The 24,594-nt window shown below is 66.2% G+C and carries 20 protein-coding genes and 1 riboswitch; of the genes, 14 read left to right on the top strand and 6 right to left on the bottom strand.

Translation table 11 applies throughout. The features are described 5' to 3' along the window. Positions 1 to 174 precede the first annotated feature (174 nt). Positions 175 to 1,752, bottom strand: coding sequence for a BCCT family transporter (locus tag WDC87_RS16565; RefSeq protein ID WP_088497632.1), 1,578 nt, complete (start codon positions 1,750 to 1,752; stop codon positions 175 to 177). A 223-nt stretch (positions 1,753 to 1,975) separates the two neighbouring features. Next, positions 1,976 to 2,077: riboswitch (TPP riboswitch) on the top strand. Positions 2,078 to 2,159: 82 nt separating this feature from the next. Here WDC87_RS16565 and thiC point away from each other — a divergent pair. The 6 genes from thiC (at position 2,160) to WDC87_RS16535 (ending at position 11,704) form a co-directional block, all read left to right on the top strand. Continuing rightward, positions 2,160 to 4,004, top strand: a complete 1,845-nt coding sequence (thiC, locus tag WDC87_RS16560; RefSeq protein WP_252744291.1) for a phosphomethylpyrimidine synthase ThiC — start codon at positions 2,160 to 2,162, stop codon at positions 4,002 to 4,004. Positions 4,005 to 4,143: 139 nt separating this feature from the next. Next, positions 4,144 to 4,815, top strand: coding sequence for an ion channel (locus tag WDC87_RS16555; protein WP_252744292.1), 672 nt, complete (start codon positions 4,144 to 4,146; stop codon positions 4,813 to 4,815). A 259-nt stretch (positions 4,816 to 5,074) separates the two neighbouring features. Next, complete coding sequence (locus WDC87_RS16550) at positions 5,075 to 7,393, top strand: winged helix-turn-helix domain-containing protein (RefSeq protein ID WP_252744293.1); 2,319 nt, start codon at positions 5,075 to 5,077, stop codon at positions 7,391 to 7,393. Between the two features lie 115 nt (positions 7,394 to 7,508). Further along, the gene (locus WDC87_RS16545) at positions 7,509 to 8,408 is read left to right on the top strand and encodes a helix-turn-helix transcriptional regulator (protein WP_053497516.1); all 900 of its coding nucleotides are present in this window, start codon (positions 7,509 to 7,511) and stop codon (positions 8,406 to 8,408) included. A 49-nt stretch (positions 8,409 to 8,457) separates the two neighbouring features. Beyond that, positions 8,458 to 11,328, top strand: coding sequence for a TonB-dependent receptor (locus WDC87_RS16540; RefSeq protein ID WP_072168419.1), 2,871 nt, complete (start codon positions 8,458 to 8,460; stop codon positions 11,326 to 11,328). Positions 11,329 to 11,494: 166 nt separating this feature from the next. Next, positions 11,495 to 11,704, top strand: coding sequence for a hypothetical protein (locus tag WDC87_RS16535; protein ID WP_032954496.1), 210 nt, complete (start codon positions 11,495 to 11,497; stop codon positions 11,702 to 11,704). A 68-nt stretch (positions 11,705 to 11,772) separates the two neighbouring features. On the opposite strand, the gene WDC87_RS16530 is transcribed toward WDC87_RS16535, so the two are convergent. Beyond that, positions 11,773 to 12,894, bottom strand: a complete 1,122-nt coding sequence (locus WDC87_RS16530) for an HDOD domain-containing protein (RefSeq protein ID WP_065178351.1) — start codon at positions 12,892 to 12,894, stop codon at positions 11,773 to 11,775. A gap of 152 nt (positions 12,895 to 13,046) precedes the next feature. Beyond that, on the bottom strand, positions 13,047 to 13,583 hold the full coding sequence (gene ppa, locus WDC87_RS16525) for an inorganic diphosphatase (protein WP_005410935.1): 537 nt from the start codon (positions 13,581 to 13,583) through the stop codon (positions 13,047 to 13,049). A gap of 184 nt (positions 13,584 to 13,767) precedes the next feature. On the opposite strand from ppa, the gene WDC87_RS16520 reads away from it, so the two are divergent. The 5 genes from WDC87_RS16520 (at position 13,768) to WDC87_RS16500 (ending at position 19,548) form a co-directional block, all read left to right on the top strand. Continuing rightward, on the top strand, positions 13,768 to 14,259 hold the full coding sequence (locus WDC87_RS16520; protein WP_088497630.1) for a hypothetical protein: 492 nt from the start codon (positions 13,768 to 13,770) through the stop codon (positions 14,257 to 14,259). Next, complete coding sequence (locus WDC87_RS16515) at positions 14,259 to 14,750, top strand: hypothetical protein (protein ID WP_072168421.1); 492 nt, start codon at positions 14,259 to 14,261, stop codon at positions 14,748 to 14,750. The genes WDC87_RS16520 and WDC87_RS16515 overlap by 1 nt, the downstream gene beginning before the upstream one ends. A gap of 84 nt (positions 14,751 to 14,834) precedes the next feature. Further along, the gene (locus tag WDC87_RS16510) at positions 14,835 to 15,335 is read left to right on the top strand and encodes an RNA polymerase sigma factor (RefSeq protein ID WP_088497628.1); all 501 of its coding nucleotides are present in this window, start codon (positions 14,835 to 14,837) and stop codon (positions 15,333 to 15,335) included. 104 nt (positions 15,336 to 15,439) lie between these two features. Then, positions 15,440 to 16,375, top strand: coding sequence for a FecR domain-containing protein (locus tag WDC87_RS16505; protein WP_088497627.1), 936 nt, complete (start codon positions 15,440 to 15,442; stop codon positions 16,373 to 16,375). Between the two features lie 254 nt (positions 16,376 to 16,629). After that, complete coding sequence (locus WDC87_RS16500) at positions 16,630 to 19,548, top strand: TonB-dependent receptor (RefSeq protein ID WP_252744294.1); 2,919 nt, start codon at positions 16,630 to 16,632, stop codon at positions 19,546 to 19,548. Positions 19,549 to 19,643: 95 nt separating this feature from the next. Here the strand turns inward: WDC87_RS16500 and WDC87_RS16495 are convergent, their stop codons facing one another. Further along, entirely contained in the window at positions 19,644 to 19,901 is a 258-nt protein-coding gene (locus WDC87_RS16495) for a DUF2789 domain-containing protein (protein ID WP_088497625.1), read from the bottom strand. 108 nt (positions 19,902 to 20,009) lie between these two features. Between WDC87_RS16495 and WDC87_RS16490 the strand changes: the two genes are divergently transcribed. Both WDC87_RS16490 and WDC87_RS16485 read left to right on the top strand, forming a co-directional pair. Further along, positions 20,010 to 20,597, top strand: coding sequence for a biliverdin-producing heme oxygenase (locus WDC87_RS16490; RefSeq protein ID WP_072168425.1), 588 nt, complete (start codon positions 20,010 to 20,012; stop codon positions 20,595 to 20,597). Positions 20,598 to 20,628: 31 nt separating this feature from the next. Next, positions 20,629 to 21,096 carry a YbaN family protein gene (locus WDC87_RS16485; protein WP_151354831.1) on the top strand — a complete coding sequence of 156 codons (468 nt, stop codon included), beginning with the start codon at positions 20,629 to 20,631 and terminating at the stop codon, positions 21,094 to 21,096. A gap of 95 nt (positions 21,097 to 21,191) precedes the next feature. Here WDC87_RS16485 and WDC87_RS16480 read toward each other — a convergent pair whose 3' ends face one another. Continuing rightward, complete coding sequence (locus WDC87_RS16480) at positions 21,192 to 23,219, bottom strand: sodium-translocating pyrophosphatase (RefSeq protein ID WP_252744295.1); 2,028 nt, start codon at positions 23,217 to 23,219, stop codon at positions 21,192 to 21,194. A 308-nt stretch (positions 23,220 to 23,527) separates the two neighbouring features. Here WDC87_RS16480 and WDC87_RS16475 point away from each other — a divergent pair, with 308 nt between their 5' ends. After that, entirely contained in the window at positions 23,528 to 24,031 is a 504-nt protein-coding gene (locus tag WDC87_RS16475) for a hypothetical protein (RefSeq protein WP_072168428.1), read from the top strand. Positions 24,032 to 24,103: 72 nt separating this feature from the next. Here the strand turns inward: WDC87_RS16475 and WDC87_RS16470 are convergent, their stop codons facing one another. Next, complete coding sequence (locus WDC87_RS16470) at positions 24,104 to 24,493, bottom strand: DUF488 family protein (RefSeq protein ID WP_088497623.1); 390 nt, start codon at positions 24,491 to 24,493, stop codon at positions 24,104 to 24,106. Positions 24,494 to 24,594: the final 101 nt, after the last annotated feature.

The raw sequence follows: 24,594 nt of genomic DNA, 5'->3' as shown, positions 1-24,594 counted from the left end.
GTCCACGGCATGGATGCCGTGGCCGAGCCTACAGGGACGTACTTGCGGCGTGTCCCGCCATCTGCCCCCTCCCCGTCAAGCAAGCAGAAGCCCAGAGCCGCCTTGGCTTCTGCACTTGCACTTGCACTTGCACTTGCTTGAAAAAGCGGTGCAGCCGCAGGCTGCAAAACACCCTCAATCCTGATCGTGCGCGCGTGCGGCCTCGGCCTGCGTCTCCTCCTGCGCCGCCATCTCGCGTGCGATCCACGCATCGATCATGTGCCGCTGGCGCTGCGCCTGCCGTCGCTCACGCGTGTACTCCTGGTCGAGCACGCGGTACAGCGACACCATCACCAGCACCATCAGCAGCGCGAATGGCAACGCCGCAATCGTGATCATGCCCTGCAGTGCATCCAGGCCACCGGCCAGCAGCAACGCCGCTGCGATCAACGCCACCGCGATGCCCCAGGCCAGCTTGCGCTTCAACGGAGGATCGCCTGCTTCGTCAGTGGACATGCTGGCCAGAACCAGTACCGCCGAGTCGGCCGAGGTTACGAAGAAGATCATCAGCAGTACCAGTGCGACGCACGACAGCAGCAGCGGCAGCGGCATGCTGTCGAACAGCGTGAACAGCACCGTCTCGTAGCCATTGCCCAGCGCCTGCACCAGGTCGGCATGGCCGAAGATCTGTGCCCACAGCGCGGTGCCGCCGAACACCGCGAACCAGAAGAAGCCCAGCAGCGTCGGCGCGAGCACTACGCCAATCACGAACTCGCGCACGCTGCGGCCGCGCGAGATGCGTGCGATGAATGAGCCCACGAACGGTGCCCACGAGATCCACCAGGCCCAGTAGAAGATTGTCCAGTCCGCCACCCAGGTGCTGCCCGAGAACGGTGACATGCGCAGGCTCATTGTCACCAGCTGGTTGAGGTAGGAGCCCAGCGTGGTGGTGAATGTATCGAAGATGAAGCCGGTCGGCCCCAGCACGAGCAGGATGGCTGCCAGCAGGGCAGCCAACGCCAGGTTGAAATTGGACAGCCACTTCACACCCCGCTCCACGCCACTGGCGGTGGACGCCATATACAGCACGAAGGCGACGGCAATGATGGTCATCTGCACTGGGACGGTAGCCTGCACGCCGAACACGCGCTCGATGCCGGCGGCGATCTGGATGGTGCCGAAGCCCAGCGTCGTCGCGACACCGATCGCGGTGGCGACCACTGCAGCGATGTTGACCACCCGACCGATCCAGCCGCGATGGTGGCGGCCGATGATCGGCTGCAGCATGTCGCTGACCAGGCCACGGCCGTTGCGGTTGAACTGGAACCAGGCCATCGCCAGCCCGATCAGCGCGTAGATGGCCCACGGGTGCAGGCCCCAGTGGAAGAATGCATAGCGCATCGAGGCGCGTGCCGCGTCCAGGCTTTGCGGAGCAAGCCCTTCCGGTGGCTTGCTGAAGTGCGAAATGGGCTCGGCGGCGCCCCAGAACACCAGGCCGATGCCCATGCCGGCGGCGAACAGCATCGACATCCAGCTGGCCCGCGAGAACTCCGGCTCGGCGTCTTCGCCGCCGATGCGCAGGTTGCCGAAGCGACCGAAGGCCAGGTACATCAGGAATACCAGGGCCAGGAACACGACCAGCAGGTACAGCCAGCCGATGCCGCGGATGAGCTCGCCGAGGATGCTCTGCACCACGGTATTGAAGGGGCCGGGTGCAATACCGGCAAGCAGCACCAGCATCAGAACCAGTGCGATGGAAACACGAAACACCATGAAGGAGCTTCTCCGATCAAGGGATTGAGGGGAGCGAGCAGAGCTTGCAGCGAAGGGCCGGCGGTATACAGCGGAACCGGGCAGGGGCCGCAGGGGCGGCAAGGGAAGCACCGGTCGCAGCGACACGATGCGCGTGCACGTTACTGAACGCGACGTCATGATTCCGTTAACGAATGGCGATTGGGGGCAACTCCGGAGGCGGGCGGTCTATGCTCTAATGCACGCCAAGAAGCGGGGGTACCGCGGCCATGTGGCCACGGTTGAGACAGTCCCTTGGAACCTGATCCGGCTCATACCGGCGTAGGGAAGCTTTGCAATGCAGCCATTCCCGGACTCCGCCCAAGGACCGTCCGGGCGCGGTCGCAGTGCGCCGCCGCTTCGTCCCTGACCTTCCTGGACGATGCCCGATGAACGCACAGCTCTCCGCCCTGCAGCAACAGGCCCAGCAACTCTCCGAATCCGTGACCCGGCCCATTCCCGGCTCACGCAAGATCCACGTGCCCGGTTCGCGCCCGGATCTGCAGGTGCCGATGCGGGAGATCGCGTTGACCCGCACCCCGACGCTGTTCGGCGGCGAAGAGAATGCACCGGTCACGGTCTACGACACGTCCGGCCCCTACACCGATCCGGGCGTGCGTATCGATCTGTCCGCCGGCCTGCCGGCACTGCGTCGCGGCTGGGTGGAGGAACGTGGCGATACCGAGCAGCTCGAAGGCCTGAGTTCGTCGTTCGGGCGTGATCGCGAGCATGACCCGAAGCTTGATGCCGTGCGCTTCCCCGCGCGCAGCCTGCCGCGTCGTGCACGGGCAGGCGCGAACGTCACCCAGATGCACTACGCGCGCCGCGGCATCATCACCCCGGAAATGGAGTTCGTTGCCATCCGCGAGAACCAGCGGCTGGAAGCGATCCGCGATGCGGGCCTGCTGCAGCAGCATCCGGGCGAGGCGTTCGGCGCCTCGATCCAGAAGATCATCACCCCGGAGTTCGTGCGGGATGAAATCGCGCGCGGCCGCGCGGTGCTGCCCAACAACATCAACCATCCGGAAAGCGAGCCGATGATCATCGGCCGCAACTTCCTCACCAAGATCAACGCCAACATCGGCAACAGCGCCGTATCTTCCGGCATCGCCGAGGAAGTGGAAAAGCTGGTGTGGGCGATCCGTTGGGGCGGCGACACGGTGATGGATCTGTCCACCGGCAAGCACATCCATGAGACCCGTGAATGGATCATCCGCAACTCGCCGGTGGCCATTGGTACCGTGCCGATCTACCAGGCGCTGGAAAAGGTTGATGGCCGCGCCGAGGCACTGACCTGGGAAATCTTCCGCGACACCCTGATCGAGCAGGCCGAGCAGGGCGTGGACTACTTCACCATCCACGCCGGCGTACTGCTGCGCTACGTGCCGCTCACCGCCAAGCGGGTGACCGGCATCGTCAGCCGCGGGGGCTCGATCATGGCCAAGTGGTGCCTGGCGCATCACAAGGAGAATTTCCTCTACACGCATTTCGAAGAGATCTGCGAAATCATGAAGGCCTACGACGTGACCTTCTCGCTGGGCGATGGCCTGCGCCCGGGTTGCATCGCCGATGCCAACGACGCCGCGCAGTTCGGTGAGCTGGAAACGCTGGGCGAGCTGACGAAGATTGCCTGGAAGCACGACGTGCAGACCATGATCGAGGGCCCCGGCCACGTGCCGATGCAGCTGATCAAGGAGAACATGGACAAGCAGCTGCGTGAGTGCGGCGAGGCGCCGTTCTATACGCTGGGGCCGTTGACCACCGATATCGCACCGGGCTACGACCACATCACCAGCGCGATCGGCGCGGCGATGATCGGCTGGTTTGGCACGGCCATGCTCTGCTACGTGACGCCGAAGGAGCATCTCGGCCTGCCCAATCGCCAGGACGTGCGCGACGGCATCATGGCCTATCGCATTGCCGCGCATGCAGCCGACCTCGCCAAGGGCCACCCGGGTGCGCAGGTGCGTGACAACGCGCTGAGCAAAGCGCGTTTCGAGTTCCGCTGGGAGGACCAGTTCCATCTCGGACTGGATCCGGAAAAGGCCAAGGAATTCCACGACGAGACGCTGCCGAAGGACGCGCACAAGCTGGCCCACTTCTGTTCGATGTGCGGCCCGCACTTCTGTTCGATGAAGATCACCCAGGACGTGCGCGACTACGCAGAGGCTGGCATGAAGGAGAAGTCGCAGGAGTTCCGTGCTGGCGGGGCCGAGGTCTACCGCCAGGGGTGATGAGTAACGGCTAGTGCCGGCCACTGGCCGGCATTGCGTCGTGCACGGAACCAGAAGGAGTGCTGGCCAGCGGCCGGCACCACCGCTCATCACGCCTCTCCCGGCTATGCTCCGCGCATCACCCTGGGGAAAGGACACCATGCCTGTTCCCATGACCACCCGTTGGCTGGCCATCGCCCGCCGTCATCCTTCGGCCTGGCTGCTGGGTGCCCAGTTGATCGCGGTGCTGCTGTACCCCGCGCTGGATGACACCGCTGCCGGCCGCGCGGCGCTGGGCATGTTCGGCATGGCGGTACTGGGCCTGGCGCTGTGGGTGGTGCAGCGCAGCCCGCTGGGCACCTGGCTGGCACTGGTGCTGGCCATCCCGTCGGTGGTGTTCTCGCTGGCCGGTGCATTGCTCGACCGCAGCGCATTGCTGACCACCGCGCAGTTGCTGGAGAGCCTGCTGTACTTCTACACGGCCGGCGCGCTGATCGCCTACATGCTCCAGGACCACAAGGTCACCCGCGACGAACTGTTCGCCGCAGGCGCGACATTCACCTTGCTTGCATGGGCATTTGCGTTCGCATTCGCGGTATGCCAGCAGTGGTACCCGGGCAGCTTCCAGGGCACCGGCGGAGGCGCGCAGCGCAGTTGGATGGAACTGCTTTATCTCAGCTTCAGCTTGCTGTCTGGCGTCGGCTTGAGTGACGTCGTGCCGTTGCATCCACAGGCACGCGCACTGGTCATGCTGGAGCAGTTTTCCGGCGTGATGTACGTGGCTTTGGTGGTTTCGCGGCTGGTCGGATTGACCATGTTGCGGCGCATGTGAAAATGAACGCCAGATAAAAATTTCGCGCCCGATAGGGCGCGAATGATGTCGCAAATTATGTGAATGCGTCGGCGAGAGAGAGCCTGATGTCGACCACGCGATAGGCGAGGTAACTTGCATAGGCTAGTATTCGCGCGCTCGATTGTTTTTGCGGTATGCGCCGATGCTTTGTGCGGAGTCTGGCTTTTCGCTGTTCCCAGGACGGGGCGGTATCGAAGGCAAACACTGCCCGGGACCTGTCTCTACTGTGTAGCAGAAAATGAACAGCAGCGAAATCCAGCCCCCGGTATCCGATCGGATACGGATAGGAGAGTGCACCGTCACTCTGTCCTCGCGCGAAGTCGAGGTCGTCGGCGCGCGTCGCCCGCGCCGGCTGACGCCGAAGGCGCTGGGCGTGCTGCGCGTGCTGCTGCGGCAGCCGGGCCGCGTTGTCACCCGCGACGAGTTGTTCGCCGAGGTATGGCCGGACACGCTGCCGACCAACGATGTGCTGACCCAGGCCGTCACCCAGCTGCGCAAGGCGTTCAGCAACGACGACGACAACGGCCAGGCCTACATCGAAACCATCGCCAAGACAGGCTATCGGCTTCTGGTCCCGGTGCAGGTGCTGGACGATGCCGAGCCCGTGGCCGCAGGCGTCCGCGACGACGAAGGCATGGCCGCGCAGCCGGTGACCACTGCTGTGTTGCCTGCACATCCACAGGCAGCGCGCCGCCGCTGGCGCCATATCCGTCGGCGCGTGCTGCTGGCGCTGGGCGTGTTGATGCTGGCCACGCTGCTGGTGTTGACCACGCTGCTGCTGCGCCGTGCACCGGCCGGCAGTTCGCCGGTGGAGGCTGCCGTGGAGAACGGTACGCGGGTGATCGGCAGCCCGCAGCGGCCGTATCGGTTGATCACCGCGACCAGCGGCTTTGAAACCTATCCCACGCTGTCACCGGACGGTTCGCTGGTGGCCTATGAGGGCGCCAACGAGGATGGCAACGGCGGTGGCGCGATCAAGCTGCAGACCTCCGGCAACGCGCCGGCGCGCCAGTTGCTGGCGCCACCAGCCGGTGCCGTCGATCGCTTCCCGAACTGGTCGCCGGATGGTCGCGAAATCGCCTTCGCGCGGTTCTACGCCGACGGCGGATGCCAGGTACTGATCGCCAGCGCCACTGGTGGCGCGCTGCGCCAGGCCACACGCTGCGATGGCACGGAGCTGCTCAGCTTCGACTGGACGCCGGATGGGCGTGGCCTGGTGTTCGGCAGCATGGTCGGTCGCTACGGGCACCGTGGCATCCGCGTGCTGGACCTGGCCAGTGGCCAGTGGCGCGCGCTGGCCTACAGCGTCGATCAGGATGACTTCGACTACGCACCGCGTTATTCGCCTGATGGGCAATGGCTGGTGTTCGTGCGCAACCCGCAGCTGGGTGATCTGTGGCGGGTGCCGGCCGCGGGCGGTACGCCCGAGCAGTTGACCGATGAAGCGGCAGAGCTGCGCGGCTGGGCCTGGCTGGACGATGGCCGCACCATCGTCTTCGGTCGTCGTGTCGACAGCGAGGCGCGGCTCTATTACCTGGATGTCGAGCGGCACACGTTGCGCGATGCCGGCCTGGATGATGCGCAGTGGCCAGCAGTGTCGCGACGCGGTGGCATGCTGGCGTTCGTCCACCGGCGCGCGCAGTTCGGCGTGTTCAAGGTGCCGATGCAGGGCAGCGGCACGCCCGAGCGCCTGTTCGCCTCCAGTGGCCGCGATGGGCAGCCGATGGCAGCGCCTGATGGCCGCCAGCTGGTCTTCACCTCCGATCGTTCCGGCAGCTTCGCCCTGTGGTGGGCGGACATGCAGCGACCGGATTCGCTGCGTCCCATCGAAGGGCTGCGGCCGGAGGCACGGCAGGCGCCGGACTGGTCGGCCGACAGCCGGCAGTTGCTCGTGGTTGGCCGCGATGCGCATGGGCGCACGGTGCTCTATGAAATCGCGCCACGCGATGAACGCCTGCAACCCTTGCCGGTTCCGGCCGAACAGCCGTTGCAGGCACTGTATGGCGCCTCGCCGCAGCAGCTGTTTGTGGTCGAGCGCGATGCCGACCAGCGCACGCGGTTGAGCCTGTTCGATCGCAGCGTCCAGCCCTGGCGCCGCTTGGCCAGCATCGATGGGGTGTCGCAGGCGCGCTTTGACCGGAGCAGTGGCCGCGTGTTGTTCACCCGCTTGGCCGCCGGAGGCCTGTGGTCGGCGGATGCCGCGTTGTCCCCGGCCAGCGTGCAGCAGATCAGCGATGACCGGCCCAGCCGCTGGCGATACCGGGCCTGGACCGTGACCGGCAACAGCGGCATCGGCTACCTCGGTACCTCGACCACGTGTGGCACCACCTTCGTGCGCATCCAGCCCGGCCGCGAGGAGGCGGAACGCTGCCTGGACGCAGAACGGCTCAGCGCCGGCAACGGGCTCAGTGCCAGCGCCGACGGAAAGGACCTGTTCGTGGCGATGGCGGTCAGCGATGGCGCTGACATCGGCGTGATGCGGTTGCCTGAACGCCCGCCTGCACTGTTCCCCGCATTCTCCAAGTTGTTGTTGTTCAAGGGAAATGGGCCTTCGTAATTTCTTCGTCGGGATCTCGTCGCGAATTCGTGGCGATCTCGTCGGACCTTCCTGACGCGGTGCCGCCTGATTTGGCAAAACGGAGTCCTGTACTAGGCAAATCCGTGGTGCCCCCATGCGTCAACTCTCGCTGGCCGATCGCGGCCAAACTGTTTCCCTGGACCGGTCGCTCGACGACGTCGCACCGACCTGCCTGGGCGTGGCCCGGCTGGGCAGCCTGCAGACCGCCGGCTCCAGCTTCACTGTCTGGATGCAGGTGCGTGGCAGCTCGTGGGTCGAGGCCAAGGAAGGGCGCTTCCGCCTGCGCCAGGGCGAGTGGATCGCCTTCGAGAAGGAATCGCGGCCGCTGGTGCAGGCCGGTCGCAACGGGTTGTGCGTCGGCCTGAACCTGAACATCGAAGCGCTTCGCGTGCTGACCGAGATGGCCGACTGCGGCCTGTATGCAGGTCGTGGCCGGATGAACCGTACTGATGCCCGCGTGGCGCTGCGCCTGTGGCGCGATGCGCTGGCCAGCGGCCAGCCGGCGCAGGCCCTGCGCCCGCTGCTGCTGCACCTCGCGGGCCTGCAGCGTGGCCTGGCCGACAACGTGCAGCGCTGCCCAGGCCGCTCGCGCAGCCGCAAGCGCCAGGTGTTCGGCCGCATGCAGCGCGCGCGCCTCTATCTGGAAGGCAACAGCCACCGGGTGGTGCGCATCGGCGAACTGGCCGAGCTGACCAACTTCTCCAGCTGGTACCTGTCCAAGACCTTCCAGAGCCTGTACGAGGAAAGCCCGCAGTCGCTTTCGGCACGACTGCGCCTCGAACGCGCCGCTGATCTGCTGCGCGACACCGACATGATGGTGGGCGAGGTCGCTGCCGCCAGCGGTTTCGACAACTGCTGCAGCTTCGCGCGTGCGTTCCGCGCCCGCTACGGCCAGTCCGCATCGCGCTTCAGGGAGAACGGCGGCTTGCTCCCGCCACAATCCGCAAAGTCTCCGGTTGGTTCGCGCAAATACAGCGCTGCAACGCAATCGTAACGTGCTGGGGTGTTTTAACACGCTGCTAACACGTACCTTGGAGAGATAGATGAACGTTCGTAATCCCGCAGTGCGGTTCGGCCTGCTGCCGGCCGGCATTGCGCTGGCGCTGGCGCCGGCCTTTGCTTCCGCCCAGGAAGCAAAGGGCACCACCGACCTGGACCGCATTTCGGTCACCGGCTCGCGCATCCGCGGCGCTGCCGTTGAAACCCAGCAGCCGATCGTCACCCTCAGCCGTGAGAACCTGGAAAAGCAGGGCTACACCTCGGTTGCTGACGTCCTGCAGAACCTGACCTCGGCCGGTTCCCCGGCCATTTCGCGTTCGGAGTCGCTGGCTTCGGGCGAAAACGTCGGCGGCTACTACGTCGACATCCGCAACTTGGGCGCCCAGCGCACCCTGGTGCTGATGAACGGCAAGCGCCTGGGCGCGACCACCGCCGGCTACCAGGATCTGAGCCAGATCCCGATGGCGGCCATCGAGCGCATTGAGATCCTGAAGGATGGCGCCTCGGCCATCTACGGTTCGGACGCCATCGCGGCCGTGGTCAACGTGATCACCCGCAAGCGCTTCGACGGCGCTGAAGCCAGCGTCTATGTCGGTCAGTACGGCAAGGGCGACGGCGACACCGAAACCTATTCGTTCACCCTCGGCAGCATGGGCGAGCGCGGCGGTGTCACCATGTCCGCCGAGTATTCCAAGCAGGATCCGGTGTGGGCGAAGGATCGTTGGTTCAGCCGTGACGGCAACGCCGGCCCGAACTACCCGGGTTCGGGCGCCAGCCCGATCAACCAGAAGGGTGGCTTCTGCGACCCGTGCGTCACCCCGAACTTGAAGCAGGGCGAGCCGGGCTATGTCGGCCCGAGCGACCAGCGCTGGTACACCCTGCGTGATGGCGGCAACCCGGCCAACCGCGCCGACTACCGTCTGGAAACCTCTGCTGACGCCGTCAATGCCAACGAGCAGATGATGGTGCAGACCGGTATCGAGCGTAAGTCGCTGTACGTCAACGGCAATTACGACTTCACCGACGCGATCTCGTTCAACGCTGACGTGCTCTACAACGAGCGCAACACCACCCAGCAGATCGCGGGCTATCCGTACCAGTCGGCGTCCTTCGGCACCCCGCTGTCGTCCGACAGCGCGTTCAACCCGACCGGTGAAGACCTGACCTTCCGCCGCCGTCTGTGGGAAGTGCCGCGCACCACCGAAAGCCAGGTCAAGACCCTGCGCTTCGCCCCGAGCATCAGCGGCTTCTTCGACTTCGCCGGCAAGACCTTCGACTGGGACGTCGGCGCGCTGTGGAACCGCAACGAAACCACCAAGCGTGGTCACGGCGACATGAGCCTGATCGCATCGGAACAGGCGCTGGGCGCTTCGTTCATCGGTGCTGATGGCGTCGCCCGCTGCGGCACCAGCATGTCCGATCCGCTCGCCACCAGCGGCTGCCGTCCGTGGAACCCGCTGCTGCCGTTCGGCGTTGCCGGTGCCGGGTCGCTGGCCGACCAGGCCACCCAGGACTTCCTGTTCCCGTACTTCACCGATACCGGTCTGACCAAGACCACCAGCTTCACCGCCAACCTGTCGGGTTCGATCGTGACCCTGCCGGCCGGTGACCTGGGCTTCGCCGTGGGCGTCGAGCACCGCAAGGAAGAAGGCCGCTTCTCGCCGGACGCCTTCGCACAGTCGGGCCAGTCCACCGGCCTGGGTGCGCAGACCACCCAGGGTGAGTACTCGCTGGACGAGGTCTACCTGGAACTGAACGTGCCGGTCCTGGCGGACATGCCGTTTGCCAAGGAACTGACCCTGAATGCTGCGACCCGTTACTCGGATTACAGCAACTTCGGCGACACCCTGAATTCCAAGTTCGGCTTCACCTGGCGTCCGCTGGACGAGCTGCTGGTTCGCGGTACCTGGGCTGAGGGCTTCCGTGCTCCGACGATCGACAACCTGTACGGTGGCCTGAGCAGCAGCTTCGAGTCGTACACCGATCCGTGCGGCATCACCGCGCCGGGTTCGGTCAACGGCAACGCGGCCTGCTCGGCGGCGGGCGTCCCGGTCGGTTACACCCAGCTGGGCCAGGGCCTGATTCCGTGCACCTCGACCCCGTGTGCGACGCCGGACCAGTTCATCTCGGGTGCCAACCCGAACCTGACCCCGGAAACCTCCAAGAGCACCACCATCGGCCTGGTCTGGAGCCCGCGCTGGGTGCAGGGCCTGGACATCTCGCTGGACTGGTACAAGTACGAAATCAGCGACATGATCATCGCTGACAGCGTCGACCGCATCCTGCGTGACTGCTACGTGTTGGGCGATGCTTCGCGTTGCGCCGCACACACCCGTGCAGGCGATGGCCACATCAACGGCATGACCTACGGCCTGGCCAACCTCGGCCAGATGGAAACCCAGGGCTACGACCTGGGCATCAAGTACCGCCTGCCGGAGCTGGCCATCGGCCAGTTCGCGATCGACTGGCAGACGAGCTACCTGGCCAAGTACGACGAGCAGGGCCAGAACGCTGACGGTGACAACATCACCATCGGCCGTGTGGGTGAGCCGGGCCTGTTCCGCGTGCGTTCGAACCTGGGCCTGACCTGGTCGAAGGGTGACTTCGGCGTGGCGTACACCGCGCGTTACTACTCGGGCATGAACGAAGCCTGCGTGGCCAACCGTCCGTGCGACGACGCCGACCGCTACCAGAACGGTGAGAAGTCGCCGCTGCGCAAGACCGGCTCCAACACCTTCCACGACCTGCAGGTCAGCTGGAAGGCACCGTGGGATGCCACCATCGCGCTGGGCGCCAACAACGTGTTCGACCATAAGGGTCCGATCATGTTCACCCAGCCGAACTCGAGCTTCGCCTACTACGGCGGCTTCGACGTGGGTCGCTTCCTGTACATGAAGTACACCCAGCGCTTCTGATCCATCGAAGTGCGATAGCAGAACGAGGAGGGCGGACCGCAAGGTCCGCCCTTTTCATTTCTGTAAGGAAACTCTGATCATGTCGAGAAGGTGAGTGCAGTCACTGTCTGCTCTTGTCACATTCAGCACAGTAGGCGCGTCCAATACCGGACGCTGGGAGATGGATATGAAGCGCACGCTTTTCCGCCAGGTATCGGCCGCAGTCCTGATCTATGCAACGCTGGTGGGCTCGCTGTCCGCACAGAACATCATCGTCTGCGGCGGCGGTGTGTACTGCGAGCAATTCCGGCTGGAGTGCCTGGCCAAGGGCAACGCCCCGGCCCTGTGCGAGCGCCAATGGCGTCTGTGCGTGCTGGACGCCTGTCCGCAGCGCTGAGACAGGAAAAAGGGCGCGTCCGTTGGACGCGCCCTCATGCGAGGCGGAGGCAGGCGCCCGCGTGCCGCTCAGGCGTCAGTGGGTGTCAGTCCCATCAGTGCATTGGCGTGCTCGCGCCATTGCGGAAGTTTGTTCAGCACGCCTGCACGCTGCAGGTAGTCCTCGTCCACTGGATCGCCATTGACCAGCGCCAGGGCCACGTGCACCGCGCCGGTCACCCAGAAGCTGCGGGTGTTGGCGCGCTGCGGCTGCAGGTGGAAGGCCACCGCTTCGATGATCGGCATCGGCAGGCCCCACAGGCCCAGCAGGTAGGCGCCGGCCTCGGCATGGCCTGGGCGGGTATCGCCGGCCAGCGCGGGCTCGCTGCGCTCGTTGCGCACGCCGGGCAGCAGCAGGCCGATGTCGGCCAGCAGTGCGGCGGTCGCCCCCAGTTCGGCGCTGGACTCGGGCAGCAGGCGTGCGGCCAGCCGGGAGGCGAGCAGGGCGCGCTGCTGCAGTGAGTTGCGCTCGGCAGCCGACAGCGTCGGCGCGGAGAACACTTCGCTGGCCAGCACCAGGTCACGCAGCGTGGCCAGGCCCAGCCGGGTGACCGCAGTGCGCAGGTCGGCAATGGTGCGGCCCTGGCTGAAGAAAGCCGAGTTCGACAGCTGCAGCACCTTGGCCGCGATGGCCGGATCGGCGGCGACCAGCTTGGCCACATCGGCACTGTCGGTATCGTCGTCATGTTCCAGGGCCTGGGTCAGGCTCAGGTACAGGTGCGGTGGCGATGGCAGTTTCTCGATACGGCCGATGGCATCGCGCAGGCGCGGGCTGTCCAGCACTTCGCGCAGTTCTTCCAGGCTGGTCAATGCCTCCAGCAGCACTTCCGGCGCCAGCGGCAGCGGCAGGAAGCGGTGGGCGACACCGATCAGGCGCGCCGGCGGCGGGCGGTTGCCATGGTGTGCATCGACCAGCGCGATGCGGATGGTTTCCGGGCGCAGTGTCCGGATCTGGCCCAGCAGCGTGGTGGCATTGAGATCGGGCAACTGCGGGCAGACGATCACCGCGTCCACGCCCTGCGTGGCCACCGCGGTCATCGCGGTCTGGCCATCGGCGGCGGTCAGCGGCTGCCAGTCTTCCCCAAGATCGGCAATGAATTCGGTCAGCTCAGCCGGCAGGCTGGCTGCATCCCCAACAAGCAGAATACGCACGACACGTTCCCCTGGCTGTCTCGACGATGGATGTCGATGACGTGTGAAGTGACGCAATTTACCTAATACGGCAGCAAGAGTGATGTGCCGTCGTCATGAAACGTGACCCGCATCGCTCCGGCAGGGTATCGCCGGAGCGATGCGGTTCAGGCTCAGGCCTTGCTGTCGAGATGGCGCTGGTGCGCCTCGATCAGGATCTGCTTGGCCTCAGCGGCGCCACCCCAACCGTCCAGCTTGACCCACTTGCCCTTCTCCAGGTCCTTGTAATGCTCGAAGAAGTGGCCAATGCGCTCCAGCCAGTGGCTCGAGACCTGGGCGATGTCTTCGACGTGGGCGTAGCCGCTGAAGATCTTCGAGACCGGCACGGCCAGGATCTTCTCGTCGCTGCCTGCCTCATCGCTCATCTTCAGCACGCCGACCGGACGGCAGCGCACGACCGAGCCCGGCACCAGCGGCAGCGGCAGCACCACCAGCACGTCGGCCGGATCGCCGTCGCCACACAGGGTGCTCGGCACGTAGCCGTAGTTGCACGGATAGCGCATCGGGGTGGACAGGATGCGGTCGACGAAGATCGCGCCGGTTTCCTTGTCCACTTCGTACTTCACCGGTTCCGAGTCCTTCGGGATCTCGATGATGACGTTGATTTCTTCCGGCGGGTTCTTGCCGGGCGAGACGAGTTCCAGGCCCATGGTGTGCTCCAGGTGGGGATATAGACGGATAGCTCACCATTTTATGCCTTTGCCGGGCGCTGTGCAGGGTAGGGCTGGACCGACCTGCGCGCCCGCCCCTGGCGGAGCGAATGGGGCGGGGTTTCCCGATGGGTTCCACCCGGTCCCCGCGGCAGGCTGGACGTCCTTGCCAAGGAGACTTGCCATGAACTGGAACCGCTTGGGCTGTTGCGCCTTGTTGCTGCTGGCGCCGTTGCCTGCGCTTGCGCGCGGGGCGCATGTCAACCTGATCGACTATCCCTCCGACGAAGCCGGATGGGACCGGGCCTTTGCGCTGGAGGACGCGGTGGCCGGCGAATTCGCCGCATGGTGTGCCGACACCTTGTGTGAAGGTGATTACAGCAACTACCGGGTGATGGAGTTCCGCTGCGCCGTGCTCGCCCACCGCGGCACCGTGCAGCGCTGTGTCTGGGTGGTGGCCGCCAGCGAGCTGGAGGTTGAGCCCGACACGGGACACGTGCGGATCGACAACGGGAGCTGGGTCTGTCCGGTCGAAATGCAGCCCGGGGTGCCCGTCGACGCGTTCTACGCCTCCCTGGAAGCGCCGGGCGGCCTGACCGCGCCTTTGCCTGGGCTTGACCACGGCATCTTCGATGGCTTGCCTGAATGCCTGCGCACGCAGGGGAGGGTGGGCTGATGGGGAGCTTCCGTAGATGCTGGCTGTTGTGTGGCGTGCTGTCTGTCAGCCTGCCGTGCGCCGGTGTCGCGCAGGCTGCGCCTGCGTTCGTCGATGCGCGGGATTACGCCGGCCCGGGGGGCGGCAACGAGCGTTTCCTTGCTGCCGAGCGGCAACTGGTGCGTGGCTTCGATGAGGTATGTGGCGATACCTTCTGCGAGGGCGAGTACATCAATCTGTGGGCCATGCGCCTGCGCTGTTCCGTGGAACAGGCCACGGGGGTGGTTGTCCAGTGTGTATGGACCTTCGCCGGTAGCAACACCAGGGTAAAGCCCAGCGGCCTGATCACGGTCAACCGCGGACGCTATGCCTGCGTGCTGCCGCTGGCAACAGGAACACGCCTGGAAACCCTGTTGCAGGTGTGGGAAACGGGGGACGGGTTCGATGCGTTGCACGCGCCGCTGCCCGGCACGAAAGCCAATACCTACGACGCACTGGTTGATTGCCTGTAGTCCCGGCATAGACAAGAATGTGACTTATTCGCATTACCGGAGTAGCATGCGCGGTGCCTCCCGTCTGTCGTCCCGGCTCCGCGCATGTCCTCCAATGCTGCCTCCCTCACTGAGCTGCTGATCCGCGAGCGGCCCGCGCTGCTGCGCCGGGTGCAGCGCATCCTCGGGGGCGACAACGGCGCCGAGGACGTGATCCAGGCGGTGTGGTTCAAGGCGCGAGGGGTCGATGACAGCCAGGCGATCGACAATCCGCGGGCCTATCTGTATCGGCTGGCCGCCAACCTTGCCACTGACCACGGCCGCGAATCGAGCCGCCGCAACCGGCTGCTGGCCGACCGCTACCTGTGGGGGGGCGACGAGGTGATCTCCACCGAGGAGCAGGCCATGGCACAGGATGAGCTGCAGCGGGTGCTCGATGCGGCGGGCCACCTGCCGGAGCCGACCCGCACCATCTTCCGGCTCAACCGCCTGCAGGGCCTCACCCAGGCCGAGATCGCACGCCGCCTGGGGGTGTCGGTGACCACCGTCGAGAATCATGTGCGCTCCGCGCTGCAGCGCCTGGCCTGGGCGCGCAGCGGTCGATGAGCGCGCCGGCTTGGGGCTGGCCTTCGCGCAGACGTCTTGATCACTGGACCGTGGATGCGGTCCAGTTCCCCCGCTTGCGCTTGAATGCGCCTGTCCGCCAGCCGATGAGCCCGCCGAACATGCAGCCCGCCGCCAATGACGATGCCCTGGCCGAACAGGCCCGGGACTGGATCGCGTGGCTGGCCTCGGGTGACATCAGCGATGCACGCATGCAGGCGTTCGAGCACTGGCTGCAACAGCCGGGGCACCGCAGGGCCTTCGAACACGAGCGCGCGTTGTGGCGCAGTGTCGGGCCGCGCCCACAGGCCGCCGGGGCCAGCGGACGGCGTGGGCCGCATCGACTGCGCTGGGCGATGGCTGTGGCGGCAATGCTGGCGATGCTGGTGGCATGGCCGGAGGCGTGGCTGCGCCTGCAGTCCGATCATCGCAGCACGCATCAGGTGCAGCACGTGCGGCTGCCCGATGGCAGTCGGGCGGTGCTGGATGCGGACAGTGCGATTGCCGTGCGCTTCGATGCGGACGCCCGCGAGGTCGAGCTGCTGCGCGGGCGCGCCTGGTTCGAGGTAAGCCCGGATGCACAGCGGCGTTTCAGCGTGCGCGCCGGCAATGGCCTGGTCGAGGACATCTCGACCGCGTTCACCGTGGCGCGTGGAGACGAGCGGGTGGAAACCCAGGTTGGGCAGGGCAGGGTGCGCGTGGCCAGCCCGGCCGACGGTGGCTGGACCTACCTCCAGCAGGGGCAGCGTGCCGTCTACACTGAACGTGGCGGGGTCATGCGACGGGCTGACGTGACCGCCGACAGCGTCGGCGCCTGGCGCCAGGGCGAGCTGCTGCTGGAGCAGGTCCCCGTTGCCGATGCGGTGCAGTGGGTGGGGCGCTATCGCGCGGGGCCGACCTTCGTGCGCGGCGATCTGTCACGTCTGCCTGCAGTGAGTGCTGCGTTGCGCATCGACCGCCCGGAGCAGGCATTGGATGCACTGGCGGCAACGGCAGGTCTTCAGGTTACTCGTCTTCCATTCGGCGTCGCCATCGTGCAGTAGATCCACGCCACGCGTGGATGAGCGTCCCTGTGCCGACCAACGGTCGGCACCCACCGCTACCACCGGCCGACCAACGGTCGGCACCCGCCGCGCCCCGTCGGCATCCCCTGCGACCGCAAATCGCTCTTGGGGTTGTCGCGCGCCCAGCCGTCTTACCCGGCGAACGTACCCGCCGTCGCCACGTACGTCGCCGTGTCCGCCCGTGTTGCGGATGACGCCGCGTTCGCGGCACCGATTACCTGACAGGTTCTTCCATGTTCGACTCCCACCGCTCGGGCCGCGTACTGCGCCCGTCCCGTCTGTGCATTGCGTTGCTTGCCGCCGGGCTGGCCAGCACGACGCCACCCGCACTGGCGCAGAGCGCCCGCAGCGACCACGCGGCTGTACTGCGCTTCGAAATTCCTGCACAACCGCTGGATGAGGCGCTGCGCAGCTACATGCGCCAATCCGGCGTGCAGGTGGTGTACCCCGCATCGCTGGCACACGGCGCAACCTCCCACGCGGTCAGCGGCAGCCTGTCGGCCAACCAGGCGTTGCAGCACCTGCTGCAGGGCAGTGGCGTGGCGGTGCGCCGGGTCAGCGCCGATGCGGTCACTCTGGAGGCAGCAACGCCGGTGCGGGCCGATAGCGGTGTGATCGTCACCGGCACGCTGCGTGTGGCCGGCGACCGCGTCGACAGTGGTGCGAACAACGATGAAGCACGCCTGCTCGACAGCTACCGCAGCGTGGGTTCGACCACCACGCTCGACCGCGCGCATCTGGAGCGCTTCCGCGGCACCTCCAACGGTGACATCGTCAAGGGTGTGGCCGGTGTCACCGCCGGTGATCCGCGCGTCGGCAATGGCTTCGACGTCAACATCCGTGGCATCCAGGGCCAAGGCCGCGTACCGGTGATCATCGACGGTGGCCAGTCCAGCATGGACACCTACCGCGGCTATGCGGGCCAGTCACAGCGCACCTACCTCGACCCCGACCTGATCTCCAGCCTGACCATCACCAAGGGCCCGAGCCTGCAGGCCAATGCCTCCGGTGGCATCGGCGGTATGGTCGAGATGGAGACGCTGAAGATCGGTGACGTGCTGCGCGAGGGCCGCGACTTCGGCGTGCGCGTGCGCGGTGGCCTGGCCAATGGCAGTGCCAACAACCTGCCGTCATACAGTGCGACGCCGCGCACCGATCGCAGCGCCACCGGCAGCCAGTTCTTCAACGTGGCCGGTGCCGGTCACTGGGACCGCTTCGACCTGGTTGCGGCCTACGCGTACCGGGACAACGGCAACTACTTCTCCGGCAAGCACGGCTACGATGATTTCCCGCAGACCCGTCGTACGCTGGCGCCGCTGAATCCGCCGCGTACCGAAGTGTTCAATACCTCCTCGCGTTCGAAGTCGGCGCTGCTCAAGGGCACCTGGCGCATCGATGACACGCAGAGCCTGGAAGCCGGCTACCGCCGCTATGAAGGCACGGCCGGCGAGATCATGGCCTCGCAGATCATCCGCGTCGACCGTGACCGCATCCCGCAGTGGGACCCGGGCCACGTCGACATGGACAGCTACACCCTGCGCTATCGCTTCGATCCGGACAGCGAGCTGATCGACCTGCGCGTCAATGCAGCGTACACCGACACCGACAGCGTGATGTACAACAGCCTGACCGGCATCACGCCGTGGTACTTCGATCGCCGCACCGAGTGGTACGACGCGCCCAGTTTCAGTGGCGATCCCGGCTACAAGGATGCCTACCGGAACCCGCTGCGGCAGAAGCGCTTCAACCTTGATGCCAGCAACACCTCGACGTTCGGCACCCGCGCCGGTGCGTTCACGCTCGACTACGGCCTGTCCTACAGCGACGAAGACATCGCCCCGGGCAGCTCGGGCCCGATCATGCACGATGACCTGGTCAACAACCGCTTCCTGCGTAATGCCGAGCGCAAGGAATACAGCGCCGTGGCCGCGCTGAAGTGGCAGCCCGACGAACACTGGGAGCTGCTGGCCGGTGGCCGCTGGAACCGGGTGGATGTGCATGACCGCAACCGCCTGGCCACGCCTGATACCTATGAGGTGCAGGGCCAGTACCGCTACACCGAGCTTCTCAACGGCAACCCGGCACTGCCGTCGTGGCGTGCAAAGCGCATTGCGCTGCTGAACTGGTATCCGGATGCCAATGGCAATTTCACCCAGGAATCGCTGCTGGCCTCGCCGTACAAGAAGGGCACGGTGGGCGACATCGGTGGGTGGAACTTCTATGACGCCGGCAAGCCGCAGGATCTGGAAGTGCCGGTCAGCTGGACCTGGTCGCAGCCGATCCGCCGCCGTGATACCGCGTTCTCGCCGACCGCCAGTGTGGCCTACCGCTTCAGCGAAGACACTCTGGTCTATGTGAAGTACGCCGAGGGCAGCAAGCTGCCGAGCCTGTTCGAGACCACGCTGGGCCTGTTCACCGCCGCCAAGCCGGTGGTTGAGCTGAAGCCGGAGCGTGCGCGCAGCTGGGAAATCGGTGCCAGCACCCTCCGCTACGACCTGTTCACCGCCGGCGACCGCTTGGCGCTGAAGCTGGCGTACTTCGATACCCGCATCGACGACCTGATCACCCGTGACTACCGCACGCTGTCGGCCGGCCTGATCCGCAACGTCGATCAGTTCAAGGTCGCGGGCATGGAGTTCCAGTCCAGCTATGACAGCGGCAAGGTCTTCGCCGACCTGTCCGCGCATTACTATTTCAAGGCCAAGACCTGCGCGCCTGACATCGCCGCCGAGCGTCGTGCCTATGGTGCGCAGCGCAGGAATGATGAGCTGGCCAATACGCCCAACTGCGTGGACGGTGGCTTCGAGGGCTCGTACACCAACACCCAGAACCCGCCGCGCTACACAGTCAACCTGATCCTGGGCTCGCGCCTGTTCGACGAGCGCCTGACCTTCGGCACCCGCATGGTCCACAACGCTGGCCCGATCAGCAGGCTGGACAAGGACTGGAACGTGGGCCTGTCGGCGATCCAACAGCTGTACCGGCCGAACACCTTGGTCGACCTGTTCGCCAGCTGGAGCTTCAACGACCAGCTGTCGGTGGAAGCCGGCGTGGACAACCTGACCGACCGCTATTACCTGGACTCGCTGGCTCTGGGCGTGATGCCGGCGCCGGGTCGCACCGCAAGGCTGGCGTTGACCTGGAAGTACTGATCTGCGGGGTCGGATCCCTTTCCTGCGGAAGGGCTCTGACCCCAGCGGGAGACAACGGTAGCGCCGGGCCATGCCCGGCGCCCCCATCAGGGCACTTACAGCCCGCTCGACGCCTTCACCGCATCTTCGTGCAGCGACTCGTTCAGCTCATCCACCACGGTGGTCCATGCCGCATCGGCCTGCAGCGACTCGGACAGGAACTGGCGCTGGGCATCATCCCAGTACGGCGCCTCGACCACTTCGACGTCGGTGGCCAGCTGGTGCTCGCGGATGAAGCGGGCGATGCCCTCGGCGCTGGCGTCCAGGCCCAGCTGCAGGAACAGGTTGGTCATGCGCGGTTCGGTGGTGATCATTATCGGTTCCGGGTGGAAGAAGGGGATGGCCCATTATCGGCACACATGGGCTTGGGGAAACCCCTGCGGCGGACGTCTACAGCAGGACGACCCTCCTGGCATTCCCCCATGAACGCACACATCGCTCCCGAAGACAGCCGCAGCCTGCGGCTCAAGGCCGCCACCCGCGACAGCCACGGTGCGCTGGACAAGCGCATCATGGCCGGTGACATCTTCGCCGACCGCAGCAACTTCGCCCGTTTCCTGCGCGTGCAGTATCGCTTCCACCGCAGCATCGATGCGCTGTATGCCAATCCTGCGCTGGACGCATTGCTGCCCGATCTGGGCGCGCGCCGCCGACTGAGACAGGTCGCGCGCGACCTGCAGGATCTGGAGCAGACGCTCCCGGGCGCGGACATCGACGCGCTGCCCTCGGACCTCGCGCTGCCGACTGCGTTGGGTTGGCTGTACGTGGCCGAAGGCTCCAATCTGGGCGGCACCATTCTGTACAAGATGGCGGCCAAGCTCGGCCTGGACCGTGATTTCGGCGCCCGCCACCTGGCCGCCCATCCCGATGGCGCAGCGCGCCACTGGCGCGAGTTCACCGCTGCGCTGGACGCGGTGCCGCTGAGTGCCGAGCAGGACCAGCAGGTGATCGATGCAGCCGACGCTGCGTTCCGCAGCGTGCATCGCCACGTCGAAGTGGAATTCGCCTGATGCGCGGCGCGCGCCCACAAGTGCAGCGCTGATGCGCTGGCTCTGGTTCGCGCTGGGCTGGCTGATGGTCGGCCTCGGGGTGATCGGCGCATTGCTGCCAGTCATGCCGACCACCATCTTCCTGATCCTCGCGGTGGGCTGCTTCGCGCGCAGCTCGCCGAAGTTCGAGCAGCGCCTGCTGGCGCATCCACGCTACGGCCCGTCGCTGCGGCTGTGGCGCGAGCAGGGCGCCGTGTCGGGCAAGGGCAAGGCGTTTGCCAGCGCAGGCATGGCGGCGGGCTTTGCTCTGTTCTGCTGGGGCGCGCATCCGTCGTGGCGCCTGTTGCTTGGCGTGGGCCTGTTCTTTGCCGCCAGCGCCGGTTACGTGCTCAGCCGGCCGGCACCGCGACCGGAGCCCAATCCGGTCGTGGAAGTGGACGACGCCAAGGATCCTCGCGCGGCCCGCCGCCGCGCCGCATCCCCCGATACCGCTGGAACCCGAGACGATGCTGCCTGCTGACCGGGCCCGGGCGGTGGCCGCCATCGGGGTCGGATCCCTTTCCGCAGGAAAGGGATCCGACCCCGTCGAGCCTGCCATCCGCGCGCCGCGTGGATCTACAACAGCGGCACCAGCAGCAGCGCCACGATGTTGATGATCTTGATCAGCGGGTTGATCGCCGGGCCGGCGGTGTCCTTGTACGGGTCACCAACAGTGTCGCCGGTCACCGCGGCCTTGTGCGCTTCGCTGCCCTTGCCACCGAAGTGGCCATCCTCGATGTATTTCTTGGCATTGTCCCAGGCGCCGCCGCCGGTGGTCATCGAAATGGCCACGAACAGGCCGGTGACGATCGTGCCGATCAGCAGGCCGCCCAGTGCGCGCGGCCCCAGCAGCAGGCCGACCACCACCGGCACGGCGACCGGCAACAGCGAGGGCACGATCATTTCGCGGATCGCCGAGCGGGTCAGCATGTCCACCGCCTTGTCGTACTGCGGCTTGCCGGTGCCCTGCATGATGCCGGGGATCTCGCGGAACTGGCGGCGTACTTCTTCCACCACTGCGCCTGCCGCGCGGCCGACCGCTTCCATCGCCATCGCACCGAACAGGTAGGGAATCAGGCCGCCGATCAACAGGCCGATGATCACCGTGTGGTCGCTGAGATCGAAGCGGAACTCCTGGCCGGGATTGGCTACCTGCAGGTTGTGGGTGTAGTCGGCGAACAGCACCAGTGCCGCCAGCGCCGCCGAGCCGATCGCATAACCCTTGGTCACGGCCTTGGTGGTGTTGCCCACCGCATCCAGCGGATCGGTGATGTCGCGGATCTCCGAAGGCAGCTCGGCCATTTCGGCGATGCCACCGGCGTTGTCGGTGATCGGGCCGTAGGCATCGAGGGCGACGATCATCCCTGCCATCGACAGCATCGCGGTTGCGGCGATGGCGATGCCGTACAGGCCGCCCAGTGCGAACGCACCCCAGATCGCCGCACACACCGCCACCACCGGCAGCGCGGTGGATTTCATCGAGATGCCGAGTCCGGCGATGATGTTGGTGCCGTGGCCGGTGGTCGAGGCCTGCGCCACGTGCTGCACCGGCTTGTACTGGGTGCCGGTGTAGTACTCGGTGATCCACACGATCAGGCCGGTCAGGACCAGGCCGATCAGCGCGCAGCCATACAGCGCCATCGGTCCATGCACGTTGTCGGACATCAGCCCGGAGGTGATCGGGTAGAAAGCGATGGCGGCCAGCACGCCGGAAACGATCACGCCCTTGTACAGCGCGCCCATGATCGAGCCGCCGGGCTTCACCTTGACGAACAGCGCGCCGATGATCGACGCGATGATCGACACGCCGCCCAATACCAGCGGATACAGCACGGCATTGGCACCGGCTTCGGCCAGCATCAGGCTGCCCAGCAGCATGGTGGCGATGACGGTGACCGCATAGGTTTCAAAGAGGTCGGCCGCCATGCCGGCGCAGTCGCCGACGTTGTCACCGACGTTGTCGGCGATCACCGCCGGGTTGCGCGGATCGTCTTCGGGAATGCCGGCTTCGACCTTGCCGACCAGGTCGGCGCCCACGTCGGCGCCCTTGGTGAAGATGCCACCGCCCAACCGCGCGAAGATCGAGATCAGCGAAGAGCCGAAGGCCAGGCCGACCAGCGCGTGCAGCGCCTGTTCCATCGGCAGGCCCATGCGCAGCAGCAGTGCGTAGTAGCCGGCCACGCCCAGCAGGCCCAGCCCGACCACCAGCATGCCGGTGATCGCACCGCCGCGGAAGGCGACGTCCATCGCCGCGCTGATGCCGTTGCGCGCCGCCTCTGCGGTACGAACGTTGGCGCGTACGGACACGTTCATGCCGATGTAGCCGGCCGCGCCGGACAGCACCGCGCCGACCGCGAAGCCGATCGCGGTGTACCAGCTGAGGAACACACCGACCAGCACGAACAGCACCACGCCGGCCACGCCGATGGTCAGGTACTGGCGGTTGAGGTAGGCACGCGCACCTTCCTGGATCGCGGTGGCGATCGCGATCATGCGCGCATTGCCGGTGGGTTGGCGCAGGATCCAGCGCGCCGAGACGATTCCGAACAGGATCGCGAGAATGGCGCAGCCCAGCGCCAGTGACAGCCCGTGACGTTCCAGCATTAGACCCCTCCGCAGAATGGATGTAGGCATCCAGTGGCGATGAACGGCACCACGAGGGGGACGACGGGCTGCAGCCTGGAACCAACCCGTACCGACCTGGGCGGTCGTCCGACGTATGGCGGTGTTCAGCATTCCCTGGTGCCCGCAGTATGCGTGCCGCCACTTGTAGAGTCGAGCCATGCTCGACTGGCTCCTGGGAGCCGCGGCGCATGCCGTCGGGCCCTGGGCATGATTGGCGAGCCAACGGCCTTTGCACCCCGTTAAGGCAGCCTCTGCAAGCCTGCGCACAGCCCCGTAGGAGATCCCCCATGCGCCTGTCCCTGTTGATGCTTGCCGCCCTGGTCCTGGCCGCACCGGCCTTCGCTGCGGAAACGCCGGAACTGCAGCGTGCGGTCGGTGCGCCGCAGGCGGTGGGCGCGGTGCATACGCTGCGGCAGATCCCCGAGGCCTGCGCGCGGCTGGAAGGTGCGTTCACCGGTGACGCCGCCGCGCCATATCGCTTTTCCGCCGTCCGGACCAGCGAGCAATGCCAGCCACGCGCGCGCTTCGTCGATTACACCAAGGCGCAGCCGAGTGCCGACAAGGGCTGGAAGCTCAATGATGTGATCCGCGTGCCCAATGCCGCGTGCCCGGCGCAGCAGGCGGTGGTCCGGGTGTGGCGCCTGCCTTCGAGCCACAAGGTCGAGCTGGACGGGCAGGGCCAATCGCGCATTTATCTGGAAGAGGCGAAGAAGCAGGCCGCCGCCGGCCAGATTCCGCAGGTGACGATGTTCGCCGCGCAGTTGCAGATGGAAGGCAAGGCTTGCAATTGAGGTGGCGCGGGCGCTACGCCCACGCCGTCATCCACGCGTGGTAGTGCCGGCCGCTGGCCGGCATCCGGCTGATCAATCCGCCAGCATTGCCCCCCGCGCCACCAGCAGCTCGCGCAATGCCTTGCGGTGGCAGTGCGCTTCATCCTCGCAGTAGCAGCCCACACTGATGTCGCTGTGTTGTGACATCGCCGCCAGAAGGTCCAGCGCGTGGGCGGCATCGGGCGCCTTCATCTCGGCCTTGTAATGGCGGAAGAAGGCGGTCCAATCGGCCGCCGTCGTTGCCTCATGTGCCCGCTTCACCAGCTCCGCGCTGGGTGACAGGGTCGGAAACCAGACGTCGTACCAGTCCTGTCGGGCGAACTCGCTGCGCGGCACGCCGCGCGGCGGCCGCCGCACCGTGCCGATGCGCAGTCCCTCGCCGGGTTGGCGCGGCGTACCGAGTCGAACAACACGCAGTGCCATTATGACCTCCATGAAAAGGGGACGGAGGGGATTAAGTCGTATCCGACCCACTGCTGATGCTGTTGGAGATGACAGAGGGGCGTATGCGACTTAATCCCCTC

It is taken from the genome of Stenotrophomonas maltophilia group sp. Smal12 (assembly GCF_037079935.1).
In the GTDB taxonomy this organism is placed as follows: Bacteria; Pseudomonadota; Gammaproteobacteria; order Xanthomonadales; family Xanthomonadaceae; genus Stenotrophomonas; species Stenotrophomonas sepilia.
The sequence above is the reverse complement of the archived record's forward strand: the minus strand, read 5'-3'. Positions and strand labels throughout refer to the sequence as shown.

Bases quoted from the DNA above. Each gene is read 5' to 3' on its own strand.
- WDC87_RS16500 (WP_252744294.1), top strand. From the start codon at position 16,630: ATGTTCGACTCCCACCGCTCGGGCCGCGTACTGCGCCCGTCCCGTCTG.
- WDC87_RS16495 (WP_088497625.1), bottom strand. From the start codon at position 19,901: ATGATCACCACCGAACCGCGCATGACCAACCTGTTCCTGCAGCTGGGC.
- thiC (WP_252744291.1), top strand. From the start codon at position 2,160: ATGAACGCACAGCTCTCCGCCCTGCAGCAACAGGCCCAGCAACTCTCC.
- WDC87_RS16510 (WP_088497628.1), top strand. From the start codon at position 14,835: ATGTCCTCCAATGCTGCCTCCCTCACTGAGCTGCTGATCCGCGAGCGG.
- WDC87_RS16565 (WP_088497632.1), bottom strand. From the start codon at position 1,752: ATGGTGTTTCGTGTTTCCATCGCACTGGTTCTGATGCTGGTGCTGCTT.
- WDC87_RS16515 (WP_072168421.1), top strand. From the start codon at position 14,259: ATGGGGAGCTTCCGTAGATGCTGGCTGTTGTGTGGCGTGCTGTCTGTC.
- WDC87_RS16540 (WP_072168419.1), top strand. From the start codon at position 8,458: ATGAACGTTCGTAATCCCGCAGTGCGGTTCGGCCTGCTGCCGGCCGGC.
- WDC87_RS16470 (WP_088497623.1), bottom strand. From the start codon at position 24,493: ATGGCACTGCGTGTTGTTCGACTCGGTACGCCGCGCCAACCCGGCGAG.
- ppa (WP_005410935.1), bottom strand. From the start codon at position 13,583: ATGGGCCTGGAACTCGTCTCGCCCGGCAAGAACCCGCCGGAAGAAATC.
- WDC87_RS16535 (WP_032954496.1), top strand. From the start codon at position 11,495: ATGAAGCGCACGCTTTTCCGCCAGGTATCGGCCGCAGTCCTGATCTAT.
- WDC87_RS16475 (WP_072168428.1), top strand. From the start codon at position 23,528: ATGCGCCTGTCCCTGTTGATGCTTGCCGCCCTGGTCCTGGCCGCACCG.
- WDC87_RS16505 (WP_088497627.1), top strand. From the start codon at position 15,440: ATGAGCCCGCCGAACATGCAGCCCGCCGCCAATGACGATGCCCTGGCC.
- WDC87_RS16550 (WP_252744293.1), top strand. From the start codon at position 5,075: ATGAACAGCAGCGAAATCCAGCCCCCGGTATCCGATCGGATACGGATA.
- WDC87_RS16545 (WP_053497516.1), top strand. From the start codon at position 7,509: ATGCGTCAACTCTCGCTGGCCGATCGCGGCCAAACTGTTTCCCTGGAC.
- WDC87_RS16485 (WP_151354831.1), top strand. From the start codon at position 20,629: ATGCGCTGGCTCTGGTTCGCGCTGGGCTGGCTGATGGTCGGCCTCGGG.
- WDC87_RS16490 (WP_072168425.1), top strand. From the start codon at position 20,010: ATGAACGCACACATCGCTCCCGAAGACAGCCGCAGCCTGCGGCTCAAG.
- WDC87_RS16555 (WP_252744292.1), top strand. From the start codon at position 4,144: ATGCCTGTTCCCATGACCACCCGTTGGCTGGCCATCGCCCGCCGTCAT.
- WDC87_RS16520 (WP_088497630.1), top strand. From the start codon at position 13,768: ATGAACTGGAACCGCTTGGGCTGTTGCGCCTTGTTGCTGCTGGCGCCG.
- WDC87_RS16480 (WP_252744295.1), bottom strand. From the start codon at position 23,219: ATGCTGGAACGTCACGGGCTGTCACTGGCGCTGGGCTGCGCCATTCTC.